10 protein-coding genes are annotated in these 13978 nt (G+C 66.6%); all 10 read left to right on the forward strand.

Going from position 1 to position 13978, the window contains the following annotated elements:
- Nucleotides 1-3: 3 nt before the first annotated feature.
- The 10 genes from ACLJO0_RS08830 to ACLJO0_RS08875 all read left to right on the forward strand — a co-directional run bounded on the left by ACLJO0_RS08830 (nucleotide 4) and on the right by ACLJO0_RS08875 (nucleotide 13894).
- Nucleotides 4-840 carry an MlaE family ABC transporter permease gene (locus ACLJO0_RS08830; RefSeq protein WP_125790092.1) on the forward strand — a complete coding sequence of 279 codons (837 nt, stop codon included), beginning with the start codon at nucleotides 4-6 and terminating at the stop codon, nucleotides 838-840.
- Nucleotides 837-2174, forward strand: a complete 1338-nt coding sequence (locus ACLJO0_RS08835) for an MCE family protein (protein WP_410577465.1) — start codon at nucleotides 837-839, stop codon at nucleotides 2172-2174. The genes ACLJO0_RS08830 and ACLJO0_RS08835 overlap by 4 nt, the downstream gene beginning before the upstream one ends.
- Nucleotides 2171-3202, forward strand: a complete 1032-nt coding sequence (locus tag ACLJO0_RS08840; RefSeq protein WP_125788798.1) for an MCE family protein — start codon at nucleotides 2171-2173, stop codon at nucleotides 3200-3202. Before ACLJO0_RS08835 ends, ACLJO0_RS08840 begins: the two co-directional genes overlap by 4 nt.
- Nucleotides 3199-4185, forward strand: coding sequence for an MCE family protein (locus ACLJO0_RS08845; protein ID WP_125790090.1), 987 nt, complete (start codon nucleotides 3199-3201; stop codon nucleotides 4183-4185). Before ACLJO0_RS08840 ends, ACLJO0_RS08845 begins: the two co-directional genes overlap by 4 nt.
- Nucleotides 4182-5360, forward strand: coding sequence for an MCE family protein (locus ACLJO0_RS08850; RefSeq protein WP_410577467.1), 1179 nt, complete (start codon nucleotides 4182-4184; stop codon nucleotides 5358-5360). The genes ACLJO0_RS08845 and ACLJO0_RS08850 overlap by 4 nt, the downstream gene beginning before the upstream one ends.
- The gene (locus ACLJO0_RS08855) at nucleotides 5360-6559 is read left to right on the forward strand and encodes an MCE family protein (protein ID WP_410577469.1); all 1200 of its coding nucleotides are present in this window, start codon (nucleotides 5360-5362) and stop codon (nucleotides 6557-6559) included. Before ACLJO0_RS08850 ends, ACLJO0_RS08855 begins: the two co-directional genes overlap by 1 nt.
- A complete protein-coding gene (locus tag ACLJO0_RS08860; protein WP_410577470.1) occupies nucleotides 6559-7824 on the forward strand; it encodes an MCE family protein in 1266 nt (421 codons plus the stop codon). The genes ACLJO0_RS08855 and ACLJO0_RS08860 overlap by 1 nt, the downstream gene beginning before the upstream one ends.
- Before the next feature lie 31 nt (nucleotides 7825-7855).
- Complete coding sequence (locus tag ACLJO0_RS08865) at nucleotides 7856-8377, forward strand: hypothetical protein (protein WP_125790086.1); 522 nt, start codon at nucleotides 7856-7858, stop codon at nucleotides 8375-8377.
- Between the two features lie 84 nt (nucleotides 8378-8461).
- Complete coding sequence (locus tag ACLJO0_RS08870) at nucleotides 8462-9415, forward strand: hypothetical protein (protein WP_410578204.1); 954 nt, start codon at nucleotides 8462-8464, stop codon at nucleotides 9413-9415.
- A 978-nt stretch (nucleotides 9416-10393) separates the two neighbouring features.
- Nucleotides 10394-13894: a DNA-directed RNA polymerase subunit beta gene (locus ACLJO0_RS08875; RefSeq protein ID WP_125788804.1), complete on the forward strand. Its 3501-nt coding sequence runs from the start codon at nucleotides 10394-10396 to the stop codon at nucleotides 13892-13894.
- Nucleotides 13895-13978: the final 84 nt, after the last annotated feature.

The raw sequence follows: 13978 nt of genomic DNA on the forward strand, positions 1-13978 counted from the left end.
CGCATGACCTTCCTTACACGCGCCAAGGGGGTTGCCAACCGTCCTTTGCAGACTCTGGACAACCTCGGTGACCAGATGTCGTTCTACGGCCGCGCGTTGCTGTGGACGCCGAGGACGCTTCGCCGCTACATGAAAGAAGTTCTGCGGCTGCTGGCCGAGGTGAGCTTCGGTTCCGGCTCGCTCGCGGTCATCGGCGGCACGGTCGGCGTGATGGTCGGCTTGACGCTGTTCACCGGTGTCCTCGTCGGTCTTCAAGGTTATTCGGCGCTGAACTCGATCGGTACTTCTGCCTTCACCGGCTTCCTGACCGCGTTCTTCAACACGCGTGAGATCGCCCCGCTGGTCGCCGGCCTCGCGCTTTCGGCGACGGTCGGCGCCGGTTTCACCGCCCAGCTGGGCGCGATGCGGATCTCGGAGGAGATCGACGCGCTCGAGGTCATGGGCGTGCCGAGCCTGCCGTATCTGGTGACCACGCGGATCATCGCCGGTTTCGTCGCGGTCATCCCGCTGTACGTCATCGGCCTGCTGAGTTCGTATCTCGCGTCCCGGTTGGTCGTTATCTACATCTACAACCAGTCGGCGGGTACCTACGACCATTACTTCGATCTGTTCCTACCACCACAGGATGTGCTGTATTCGTTCATCAAGGTGCTGTTGTTCAGCGTCTTGATCATCCTGTCGCATTGTTATTTCGGTTACCGGGCCACCGGTGGCCCCGCCGGTGTCGGCGTGGCCGTCGGTAAGGCGGTCCGGCTGAGCATCGTCACGGTGTCCATCATGAACTTCTTCATCGGTTTCGCGATCTGGGGAACCGACGTCACGGTGAGGATCGCAGGATGATCGCGACACTGCGGCGCAGGCTGTTGGGTCTGTTGCTTGTCGCCGTGCTCATCGGCGGAGTGGCCCTGAGCATCGCGCTGTACCAGCGGGCGTTCACGCCCGTGGTGAGCGTGAAGCTCCAGTCGGGCAGCATCGGGAACCAGTTGCTGAAACAGTCCGACGTGAAGGTCCGCGGCCTCATCGTCGGTTCGGTGAAGGAGATCGCCGCGACCCCGGACGGCGCCGAACTCACGCTCGCGCTGAATCCGGAGTCGGCGAAACTGATCCCTCAGAACGTTTCCGCGCGCTTCCTGCCGAAGACGTTGTTCGGTGAGCGTTTCGTTTCACTGGAGATCCCGGACGCGCCTTCGTCGAAGACGATCGCCGAGGGCGACGTGATCACCCAGGACCGTACGTCCGGCGCTGTCGAGCTGGAGCAGGCGTTCGCGCATCTGATGCCGGTCTTGCAGGCCGTCCAGCCGCAGAAGCTGTCGAGCACGCTTTCGGCGATCTCCACCGCGCTCAACGGCCGTGGCGACCAGCTCGGCGACACCCTCGCGCAGCTCGGCAGCTACGTCGGGGAACTGAACCCGCACGAGCCCAAGCTCCAGCAGAACCTCAAGGAACTCGCGAAGTTCTCGGACAACCTCAACGCCGTCGCCCCGGATCTGGTGCAGACCTTGGACAACCTGAGCACCACCACCCGCACCGTGGTGGACCAGAAGATGAACCTCGCGAACCTGTACGGCAGCGTCACCCAGGCTTCGGTCGATCTCCAGACGTTCCTGCAGAACAACGCCGACAACCTGATCCGGCTCGCCGACACCGCCCGCCCGACGGCGGAGCTGCTGGCGAAGTACGCGCCGGAATACCCGTGCGTGATCGGGCAGATGGCGGCCAACCTGCCGAAGATCGACAAGGCCCTCGGCAAGGGCACCGACCGGCCGGGCCTGCACGCGACCATCGAGGTCACCGTCAACCGCGGGCCGTACCTGCCGGGCAAGGACGAGCCGCGGTTCGAGGACAAACGCGGTCCGCGCTGTTACGACCTGAAGCAGTTCCCGGACCCGTTCCCGCAGTACCCGCCGGACGGTCCGATCAAGGACGGCAGCACGGTCAAGGCGCCGGCGCGGTCGGCGAACGACGGTCTCTCGCCGTCGAACGGCTTCGCGAACTACGGCGGCTACAACGGCGGCGGAGCGCCCGGCGGTAGCCCGTCCTACAGCGCGTCCGAATCGGACTTCCTCGCGCAGCTGGTCGCCCCGCAGGTCGGCATGTCCGCTTCGGACGTGCCCGGCTGGGGCTCGCTGCTCGTCGGTCCGCTCTATCGCGGGGCGGAGGTGCACGTCCAGTGAGGGGATTGCTCGCTCCGCTGATCAAGCTCTGCGCCTTCATCGTCGTCACCGTGCTGTTCACGACGATCCTCGGGATCAGCATCGCCAACGTGAACACCACCAGCACCAACGCCTACAAGGCACGGTTCAGCGACGCGACCCTGCTGCTGCCCAACGACGACGTCCGCATCGCCGGCGTCAGGGTGGGGCAGGTCAAGGACGTCCGCATCGTCGACCGGCGCCAGGCCGAGGTCGAGTTCGAGGTCGACGCCGGCCGCAAACTGCCCGCCGGGGTCACCGCGCAGATCAAGTTCCGGAACCTGGTCGGCCAGCGCTACGTCTCGCTCGGGCAGGGCACCGACTCTTCCGGGAAGAACCTGGAGCCCGGCGGCAACATACCGCTGGAGAGGACTACTCCCGCACTCGATCTGACGCAGCTGTTCAACGGGTTCAAGCCGCTGTTCACCGCGCTCAACCCGGACGACATCAACAAGCTGTCCTACGAGGTCATCCAGGTCCTGCAGGGTGAGGGCGGCACGATCGAAAGCCTGCTGAAGCACACCGCGTCGCTGGCCACCACGATCTCCGACAAGGACAAGGTGATCGGTGAGGTCATCGACAACCTGAACTCGGTGCTCGACACGGTCAACGCGCACACCCCGCAGCTGAACGACCTGATCGTCAAACTGCAGCAGCTGGTCTCCGGGCTGGCCGCGGACCGCGAGCCGATCGGCGACGCCATCGAGTCGCTCGGCACCCTCGCCCAGACCACGTCCGGCCTGCTCGGGGAAGCCCGTGAGCCGCTGAAGCAGGACATCGCGGCGCTCGGCACGCTGACGAAGAACCTCAACGACAGCCAGCCGATCGTCGAGCACTTCATCCAGTTCCTGCCGCAGAAGGTGACGGCTCTGACCCGCACGGCCGATTACGGCTCCTGGTTCAACTTCTTCGCTTGTGAGATGACGGGAGCCGTCGCCCTGCCTCCGCTGATCAACGAACCGATCAACCTGCCGCTGCTGCCGGTGAACCGGGCGAGGTGCACGGCATGAAGTCGTTCCAGAAACGCAATCCGATCCCGATCGCGCTGGTCGGCATCTCGGTGCTGTTGCTCGGTTTCCTCGCCGCCCTCAACTCCGACGACCTGCCGGTCATCGGTGGCGGGACGACCTACAGCGCGGACTTCAGCGAGACTTCCGGCCTGCAGGAGGAGAACGACGTCCGGGTCGCCGGGGTGAAGGTCGGCAAGGTCTCCGAGATCAAGCTCGACGGGGACAAGGTCCGGATCTCGTTCAAGGTCAAGGACGCCTGGCTCGGCGACAAGACCAGCGCGGCGATCAAGATCAAGACCGTGCTCGGCCAGAAGTACCTGGCGCTCGACCCGCAGGGGCAGCGCACGCTCGACCCGAGCACGACCATCCCGCGTGAGCGCACGGCGTCGCCGTTCGACGTCCTCGACGCTTTCCGCGGGCTTTCGCAGACCGTCGACGACATCGACACGACGCAGCTGGCGAAGAGCTTCGACGTCATCACGGAGACCTTCTCCGACACCCCGGCCGACGTGAAAGGCGCCCTGAACGGCCTTTCGCGCCTCTCGGACACCATCGCCAAACGTGACTCGCAGCTGTCGAGCCTGCTCGCGAACACGCGGCAGGTCTCGCAGACGCTCGTCGACCGTGACGCCGAGTTCCAGAAGCTCCTGGCCGACGGCAACAAGCTGCTCGGTGAGGTGGCCAAGCGCAAGGAGGCGATCTCCGCGCTGCTGGACGGCTCACGCGCCCTCGCCACCCAGCTCAAGGGCCTTGTCGACGACAACGACGCGCAGCTCGACCCGGTGCTCACCCAGCTCGACCAGCTGACCTCGATGCTGCAGCGCAACCAGGACGCCCTCGGCCAGGGCATCGCGCGGTTCGCGCCGTTCATCCGGGTGTTCACGAACACGATCGGCAACGGCCGCTGGTTCGACAACTACATCTGCGGACTGGTCCTGCCGTCGTTCGGCCCGATCAACGACAAGGGGTGCTACGAGAAATGAGTACCCGTCTCGGTTCCAACCTGGCCCGCGGCTTCACCATCGCTATCGTGCTCGCGCTGGTCGTCGCCGGCGCGCTGTGGTGGACGCTCAAGGACGCCGGCCGCAACCATGTGACCGCCTACTTCGCCGGCACCGTCGGTCTCTACGAAGGCAACAGTGTCCGCATGCTCGGCGTCGACATGGGCACGGTCACCAAGATCCAGCCGATGGGCAACCAGGTCCGCGTCGAACTCGAATACGACCGTTCGGTGGCGGTGCCCGCCGACGCGAAGGCGATCATCGTGTCGCCGTCGCTGGTCAGCGACCGCTACGTGCAGCTGGCCCCGGCCTACAAGGGCGGCCCGCGGATCGCCGACGGCGCCGTCATCGGGCTCGACCGCACCGAGGTCCCCCTCGAGGTCGACGAACTCGCCGCCAGCCTCTCCCGGGTCAGCAGGTCGCTCGGACCCAACGGCGCCAACAAGAACGGTTCGCTGTCGAACCTGCTCGACACCGCCGCGAAGAACTTCGACGGCAACGGGCAGGCACTGCACGACACGATCACGAAGCTCGGCCAGGCCGCGGGCACGTTGTCCGGCAACAAGGACGACCTGTTCAAGACGGTCGAGAACCTCGGCTCCTTCTCGCAGACGCTGGTGAACAGCGACAAGCAGGTCCGCGACTTCGAGCGGCAGCTCGCCGACGTCAGCGGATTCCTCGCGGGGGAGCGGGAAAACCTCTCGGCCACGGTGAAGCAGCTGTCCGACACGCTCACCGCGGTGCAGGGGTTCATCGAGAAGAACCGCGACCGGCTCAAGTCCAATGTGGACAAGCTGGCCAGCGTGACCAAGGTGCTCGTGGACCAGCGCGGCGCGCTCGCCGAGATCCTCGACGTCGCCCCTGTCGGCCTCGGGAACCTGGTCAACACCTACAACGCCTCGTCGGGCACGCTCGACGCGCGGGCCAACCTCAACGAGCTCACCCAGCCGCCGCTGGTGATGGTGTGCAACCTGCTCAAGCAGACCCCGGACGCGCTCGACGCGCTGGGCGACGCGTGCAAGGGGATCGCCGGACTGGTCGACGGGCTGGTGCCGTTGCCGTCGATCGCGCAGGTGATCCAGTCCTCGCAGGCGGGCCAGCTGCCGCCGCTCCCGCTGCCGATCGCCGGTCAGCTCTACGGAACGGCGGCGAAGTGATGAAGAAACTTACTTTCGCGGCTGTCGGCACGATCGCGGCATTGACGTTGAGCGGCTGCGGATTCAACGGGATCTACGACGTCCCGTTGCCCGGCGGCGCCGAACTCGGCGACCACCCGTACACGGTCAAGGTGCAGTTCCGGGACGTCCTCGACCTGACGCCGCAAGCCGGGGTGAAGGTCAACGAGGTCGCCATCGGCCGCGTCGAAGCGATCGGGCTGACCCAGGACGGCTGGAACGCCGAAGTCACCCTTCGGGTCAACGGCGACGTGAAACTGCCGGCGAACGCGCTGGCCAACGTCAAACAGTCGAGCCTCCTCGGTGAGAAGTACGTCGAGCTGGCCGCGCCCGCCGACGGACAGGGCGAACTCGCCGACAACGCCGTGATCCCGCTGGCCCGCACGAACCGCAGCGTCGAGGTCGAGGAACTGCTCGGCGCGCTCTCTCTGCTGCTCAACGGCGGCGGGGTGGAACAGCTCAACACCATCACCAAGGAACTCAACAACGCCACCACCGGCCGCTCGCCGGAGCTCAAGGCACTGCTGAACAACGCCAACGAGCTGGTCACGAACCTGGACAAGCAGTCCGCGAACATCACGCGGGCCCTCGACGGGCTGAACCGGCTCTCGCTCACGCTGAACGGCCAGAAGGACAAGCTGGTCGGCGCGGTCGACAACCTCGGCCCCGGCCTCGGCGTGCTGGAGCAGCAGCGCGGCCAGCTGGTGACCATGCTGAACGCGCTCAACCACCTGTCCGGGGTCGCCGTCGACACGGTGAACAAGAGCAAGGAAGACCTCGTCGCCGACCTCAAGGCGTTGCAGCCGACGCTGCAGAAGCTCGGCGAGGCGGGGGCGGATCTGCCCAAGGCGCTGGAGATCCTGTTGACCTTCCCGTTCAGCGACGCCGCCTACGACGGGGTCAAGGGCGACTACTTCAACCTGTTCGCGAAGATCGACCTGAACCTGAACGAGATCCTCAAGAACCTCGGCCGCAGCCGTCAGAACCCGCTCCAGGACGTCATCCCGGTGCCGGGGCTGACCGGCGGGACGGAGGGTCCCGGGGCGAATCCGCCGCTGCCGATCCCGGACAGCGTCGGCGGTGTCGCCGGTGGCCAGGCGAGCACGCCGCAGGGCGGCGGACAGCCGCAACAGACCGGACCCGCCGGGATCTTCGGCGTGCTGTCGGGAGGTGCCGGCTGATGCTGGTCCGTAGGACGAAGATCCAGCTGGTCGCGTTCGCGATCATCTCCGTGGTCGCCATCGTGTACGCGCTGATCCGGTTCGCCGGACTCGGCCAGGTCTTCGGCGACGAGGGCTACACGGTGAAGCTGCAACTGAAGCAGTCCGGCGGCATTTTCCAGAACGCCGAGGTCACCTACCGCGGCTTCAACATCGGCCGGGTCGGCGAGCTGCGCCTCACCAAGACCGGGCTGGAAGCCGACCTCAACATCGCGCCGGACGCCCCGCCGGTGCCCGCCGATCTGGACGCCGTCGTCGCGAACCGGTCGGCGGTCGGCGAACAGTTCGTCGACCTGAAGCCGAAGAGCGACAAGGGACCGTTCCTGAACTCGGGTTCGGTCATCCCGGCCGACAAGGTCAAGACGCCGGTGCCCACCGAGCAGCTCATCGGCGATCTCGACAGCCTCGCGGCGTCGGTGCCGACCGACTCGCTGCGCAAGGTCGTCGACGAGTCGTACAACGCCTTCAACGGCACCGGCCCGGACCTGCAGCGGCTGCTCGACACCGCGCGGAGCTTCACCACGACCGCGCAGGAGTACCTGCCGCAGACCATCCAGCTGCTGGAAAAGGGCGGGCAGGTCCTCGAGACGCAGAACGACATGGCGAGCTCCATGAAGTCGTTCAGCGCGGATCTCAACAAGCTCTCCGGCACGCTGAAGAACTCCGACGCCGACATCCGGAAACTGATCGGGATCACCCCGCAGGTGGCGAACCAGATCAGCTCGGTGCTCGCCGAATCCGGCCCCGGCCTGGGCGCGCTGACGGCGAACCTGCTCACGACGTCGAACCTCCTGGTGACCCGGCTCGACGGGCTCGAACAGGGACTGGTGACGTACCCGATGCTGGCCGCGGGCGCGAACAGCGTCGCCAACGACGGCACCGCGCACCTGGGCCTCGCGCTCAACCTGTTCAACCCGCCTTCGTGCACCAAGGGCTACATCGGCCTCGACAAGTACCGCGAAGGCACCGACACGACGCCTCGCGCGCCGAAGGACGACGCGTACTGCGCCGAGCCGAAGGGCAGCCCGATCAACGTGCGCGGCTCGCAGAACGTGCCGTACAACGGGGTCCCGCAGATCCCGTCGCAGGGCGACGTCGCCGCCAACGCCGGACGGTCGGCCGAGGAACTGGCCAGCCTGCGCGCGGCGCAGGGCATGCCGAGTGTCCTGCAGAGCCCGGGGGTCAGCCTGCCCACCCTCGGCACGCTGCTGGGCCTGCCCGGCTGAGCCCGAGACCGTATACCTACCCTGGAGTGTCATGAGTTCTTCTCGATCGCGGACCCTCGTCCTGGGGGCGGCGGCGTTCGCGCTGGCCGCCTTCGTCGCCGCGGCGATCTTCGGTGTCATGTGGGCCGTGGCCGCGTCGGACGACAACGCCGACCTGGCGCGCTCCCGCGACGAAGTGGCCAAGGCGGGCGGCACCGCGATCAAGGCCTACACCGAGGTCGACTTCGAGAACCTCGACGAGTTCTTCAACCGCCAGAAAGCCGTCTCCGACGACAAGATGGCGGAGCAGCTGAAGCAACTGGAACCGACCTATCGCAAGGCACTCGGCGACGCGAAGACCAAGGTCGTGACCACCATCCAGGACATCGCGGTCCAGGAACTCGACGACCACGAAGGCAAGGCGAGCTTCCTCGCCGCCATCTCCACCCAGGTCACCCAGGGCGACAAGGCGAGCTCGAAGGCGTTGCGCCTGGAGGTCTCGATGACCCGGGTCGGCGATGAGTGGAAGCTGTCCGGGATCGACAACGTGCCCCTCGTCGCGGCCGGTCAGTAAGAGCGTCACCTAGAACGGAGCCTCGTAGTGCCCCCCTCCCGCCGCCAGCCCCCTCGCAGCACTCCGCCGGTGCGCCGCCCCCGGGTGGCCGGTCTGCGACGGCCCGCAGCGTCTCCCGCTCCCGCCTCTCCGGAAGGCTCTGCTTCAGAGGTCGAGGTCGACGAAACGCCGGCGCCGGTCCGCCGCCCGTCGCCGCGGCCGGCGCCTAAGCCCGCACCTGAGCCTGAGGTCGTTGAGGCGGCTGAGCCTGAGGTTGCCGCTGTCGAGGCCCCTGAAGAGCCCTCCGAAGCTCCTGAAGCCGCCGAAGCCTCCGAAGACGAGGTTGTCGCGAAGCCGAGCCCGCGTGCGAAGGTCCGCGCGGCCGCCGAAGAGAAGCCGGACGACCTCGAAGAGGCCGAAGCCGAGGTCGCTACCGAAGACGATGAAGAGTCGGAGTCTTCTTCGGAGAGCGAGAAGAAGTCAGGCTCTCGTCAGCTGATTCTGGCGGGCGCGCTGGTCGTCGTCGGACTGCTGCTGGCCGCGACCGCCGTGCTCTTCAAGATCCAAGCCGACGAGGTGTCCAGCTCGACGAACAACACGGCGCTGCTGGACGTCGCGAAGACCGCGCAGGTCAAGGACCAGGTCGCGAAGGCGACCGAGGCGCTGTTCTCGTACGACTACAACAACATCGCGAAGACCGAGACCGCGGCAGGCGATCTGCTGGTCAACGACGAGGTGCGGGCGAAGTACAACCTGCTGATGGGCGAGGTCAAACGGCTGGCCCCGCAGCAGAAGATGGTCGTGACCTGCAAGGTCACCCGCAGCGCCGTCATCCGGCTGGAAGGCGACCGGGCCGACGTGATGGTGTTCGTCGACCAGAGTTCGACGCGGGCCGACACGAACAAGACCACCGCGGGAAGCGCGCAACTGCACTTGAACGCGGAACTGCAGGGCGACAAGTGGAAGATCACGGCGATGAACACCTACGCCGCTCCGCCCAACCCGGCCGCTTCCTCTGCGCCCGCCTCACCCCCCGCTTCCCCGGCCCCCTCCAAGTAGCGCGTCGCGTTTAGCCCGCTAAACGCGATCTGGAGCCACCGGCGGCGGGTGGGTCGGGATCGCAGGTCCGTGAGGGACTCCTTCCCTACCCTGAGAGTAGGGAAGGGGCCCCTCACGTCATGTCGGGCTGAGCTCGGCCCGAGCCGAGGCAGACCCGCGCGTGAGGGCCCCCTTCCCGCGGCTCAGCCGAGGAAACTCGACCTACACGCTTCCCCAGTACATGAAGGACCCCTTCCTTGCGCCTAGGTACAGGAAGGGGTCCTTCACGTACTCCACGCAAGAAGCGCCGCAGGTCCCCAGGAAGCTCGCCAGGACCGTCCTAGCCACTCACGACCACCTCACCTCCGCAGCCGCCCGAGACGCGTCGCGTTTAGCCCCCTAAACGCGATCCGAGGGCCTTTCCTGTGCGCCGCACCAGCCGACCCACCGGCCACAACCGCCACACGCCCCGAAACGCCCCTGAGGCGCCCCGAACCACCCCCGCCCCGACCCGGTGACCCTCCGAAACGCCGCCCGGGCGGGATCGCGTTCAGCCCGCTAAACGCAGGTCGGCGCCCCAACGCCGTCACCTGCGCGTACCGGTCGGTAACCAGGATGATCGTCCTGTAAGACGCCCGCAGCGGAGCTTCTTCGACGCTGCGCCAACCGGCGGGACCACCGCGCGGCATCTTGACTCAGAGCCCCTGTGGGGTCACGCTTACTGGCAACGGTGAGAACCGGCGGTGCCCTTGCGGGAGGGACGGTCCGGGGAGGCCGAGGAGAGGCATACCTGAAGACGTTGCGAAGCAGGCTGGGCCCCATCAGGAGCGCCCCCTGGACAGACCGTGACGTTCGGGCTAGACTGCTTCTTTGCGCTGCCCTCTTTCAGGCTGCCCGGAGCCGGTAGTTAGGATAGTGGGCACACGGCACCCTTGACAGACCGCATCAGCTGTTGCTGACGCGGCTGCTCACCGCTCATTGTCCCCGGAAGGACGCATCTTGGCAGTCTCTCCCGCGAACCAGGCCACTGCTGCGACCACCTCGGCTGTATCTCGCTCGGAGTCCACGGGAATCCCGGGAGCCCCCAAGCGGGTCTCCTTCGCAAAGATTCGCGAGCCGCTCAGCACCCCGAACCTGCTCGACGTGCAGATCAGGTCCTTTGAATGGTTCACCGGCGACGAGGCGTGGTTCGAACGCCGCGTCGAAGAAGGTGAAGAAAACCCGGTCGGTGGCCTGGAAGAGGTCCTCAACGAGATCTCGCCGATCGAAGACTTCTCCGGATCCATGTCGCTGTCCTTCTCCGACCCGCGCTTCGACGAGGTCAAGGCCTCCGTCGAGGAGTGCAAGGACAAGGACATGACGTACGCGGCCCCGCTGTTCGTGACCGCCGAGTTCGTGAACAACAACACCGGCGAGATCAAGAGCCAGACGGTCTTCATGGGCGACTTCCCGGTGATGACCGACAAGGGCACCTTCGTCATCAACGGCACCGAGCGTGTCGTCGTGTCCCAGCTGGTCCGTTCGCCTGGTGTGTACTTCGACACCAGCGTCGACAAGACCACCGACAAGGACGTCTTCAACGTCCGCGTCATCCCGAGCCGGGGTGCCTGGCTCGAGTTCGACGTCGACAAGCGCGACACCGTCGGCGTCCGCATCGACCGCAAGCGCCGCCAGCCGGTGACCGTGCTGCTGAAGGCGCTGGGCTGGACCACCGAGGCGATCCGTGAGCGCTTCTCGTTCTCCGAGACGCTGCTCGCCACCCTCGAGAAGGACCACACCGCCGGCACCGACGAGGCGCTCCTCGACATCTACCGCAAGCTGCGCCCGGGCGAGCCCCCCACCAAGGAGAGCGCGCAGACGCTGCTGGAGAACCTGTTCTTCAAGCCGAAGCGCTACGACCTTGCCAAGGTCGGCCGGTACAAGGTCAACAAGAAGCTCGGCCTGACCACGCCGTACGACACCGGGACGCTGACCGAAGAGGACATCGTCTCGACGATCGAGTACCTGGTCCGCCTGCACGCGGGCGAGGACAAGGCGACCGTCGGCGACCAGGTCATCCCGGTCGAGACCGACGACATCGACCACTTCGGCAACCGTCGTCTCCGCACCGTCGGCGAGCTCATCCAGAACCAGATCCGCGTGGGTCTGTCCCGGATGGAGCGCGTCGTCCGCGAGCGGATGACCACCCAGGACGTCGAGGCGATCACGCCGCAGACCCTGATCAACATCCGTCCCGTCGTGGCGGCGATCAAGGAGTTCTTCGGTACTTCGCAGCTGTCGCAGTTCATGGACCAGAACAACCCGCTGTCGGGGCTGACGCACAAGCGTCGTCTGTCCGCCCTCGGCCCGGGTGGTCTGTCGCGTGAGCGCGCCGGCATGGAGGTCCGTGACGTCCACCCGTCGCACTACGGCCGCATGTGCCCGATCGAGACGCCGGAAGGCCCGAACATCGGCCTGATCGGTTCGCTCTGCTCGTACGCGCGGGTCAACCCGTTCGGTTTCATCGAGACCCCGTACCGCAAGGTCGTCGAGGGCCGCGTCACCGACCAGGTCGACTACCTCACCGCGGACGAGGAAGACCGTTTCGTGAAGGCGCAGGCGAACGCGCCGATCTCGGAAGACGGCACCTTCGTCGAGGATCGCGTCCTGGTCCGTAAGAAGGGCGGCGAGGTCGAGCTGATCGACCCGCTCGACGTGGACTACATGGACGTCTCGCCGCGGCAGATGGTCTCGGTCGCGACGGCGATGATCCCGTTCCTCGAGCACGACGACGCGAACCGCGCGCTGATGGGCGCGAACATGCAGCGTCAGGCCGTGCCGCTGCTCCGCAACCAGGCGCCGTACGTCGGCACCGGTGTGGAGCTGCGCGCCGCGGTGGACGCCGGTGACGTGCTCGTCGCCGAGCAGTCCGGTGTCGTCGAGGAGCTCTCGGCCGACCTGATCACGATCATGCACGACGACGGCACGCGGAAGAGCTACGGACTGTACAAGTTCCGCCGCTCGAACCACGGCACCTGCTTCAACCACCGCCCGATCGTCAACGAGGGCGACCGGGTCGAGCAGGGTCAGGTCATCGCCGACGGCCCGTCCACCGAGAACGGTGAGATGGCGCTCGGCAAGAACCTGCTCGTCGCGGTCATGCCGTGGGAGGGCCACAACTACGAGGACGCGATCATCCTCTCGGAGCGCCTGGTGCAGGACGACGTGCTCACGTCGATCCACATCGAGGAGCACGAGATCGACGCCCGCGACACCAAGCTGGGCGCCGAGGAGATCACGCGGGACATCCCGAACGTCTCCGAAGAGGTCCTGGCCGACCTCGACGAGCGCGGCATCATCCGGATCGGTGCCGAGGTCCGCGACGGCGACATCCTGGTCGGCAAGGTCACGCCCAAGGGTGAGACCGAGCTGACCCCGGAAGAGCGTCTGCTCCGCGCGATCTTCGGTGAGAAGGCCCGTGAGGTCCGCGACACCTCGCTGAAGGTGCCGCACGGTGAGACCGGCAAGGTCATCGGCATCCGCGTGTTCTCGCGTGAGGACGACGACGAGCTGCCCCCGGGCGTCAACGAACTGGTCCGCGTCTACGTGGCCCAGAAGCGGAAGATCCAGCCGGGCGACAAGCTCGCCGGCCGCCACGGGAACAAGGGTGTCATCGGCAAGATCCTCCCCGCCGAGGACATGCCGTTCATGGAGGACGGCACGCCCGTCGACATCATCCTGAACACCCACGGTGTCCCGCGTCGTATGAACATCGGCCAGGTCCTGGAGCTTCACCTCGGCTGGCTGGCTTCGCAGGGTTGGAAGATCGAAGGCAACCCGGACTGGGCGAAGAACCTCAACGAGGAGCTCTACGACGTCGACCCCGGCACGAACACCGCCACCCCGGTGTTCGACGGTGCCAAGGAAGACGAGCTGACCGGTCTGCTCGGCGCCACCAAGCCGAACCGCGACGGTGAGCGCATGGTCAAGCAGAACGGCAAGGCCACGCTGCTGGACGGCCGCTCCGGCGAGCCGTACCCGTACCCGGTCGCCGTCGGCTACATGTACATCCTGAAGCTGCACCACCTTGTCGACGACAAGATCCACGCCCGGTCCACCGGTCCGTACTCGATGATCACGCAGCAGCCGCTGGGTGGTAAGGCGCAGTTCGGTGGCCAGCGGTTCGGCGAGATGGAGTGCTGGGCGATGCAGGCGTACGGCGCCGCATACACCCTGCAGGAGCTCCTGACGATCAAGTCGGACGACGTGGTCGGCCGCGTCAAGGTGTACGAGGCCATCGTCAAGGGGGAGAACATCCCCGAGCCGGGTATCCCCGAGTCGTTCAAGGTGCTCCTGAAGGAGCTCCAGTCGCTCTGCCTCAACGTCGAGGTGCTGTCGAGCGACGGCGCCGCGATCGAGATGCGCGACTCCGACGACGAAGACCTCGAGCGCGCCGCGGCCAACCTCGGCATCAACCTGTCCCGCAACGAGTCGCCCTCGGTGGACGACGTCGTGCACTGACGGCCGTCCGAGGCGGGGCCTGCCTCCCGTGGGCCCAGCCTCGACCGCCAACCCCTCTAGTCGACTCAACCCCAAGGGGATGCA

The sequence above is a fragment of the Amycolatopsis sp. lyj-108 genome, from assembly GCF_046549005.1.
Taxonomy (GTDB): Bacteria; Actinomycetota; Actinomycetes; order Mycobacteriales; family Pseudonocardiaceae; genus Amycolatopsis.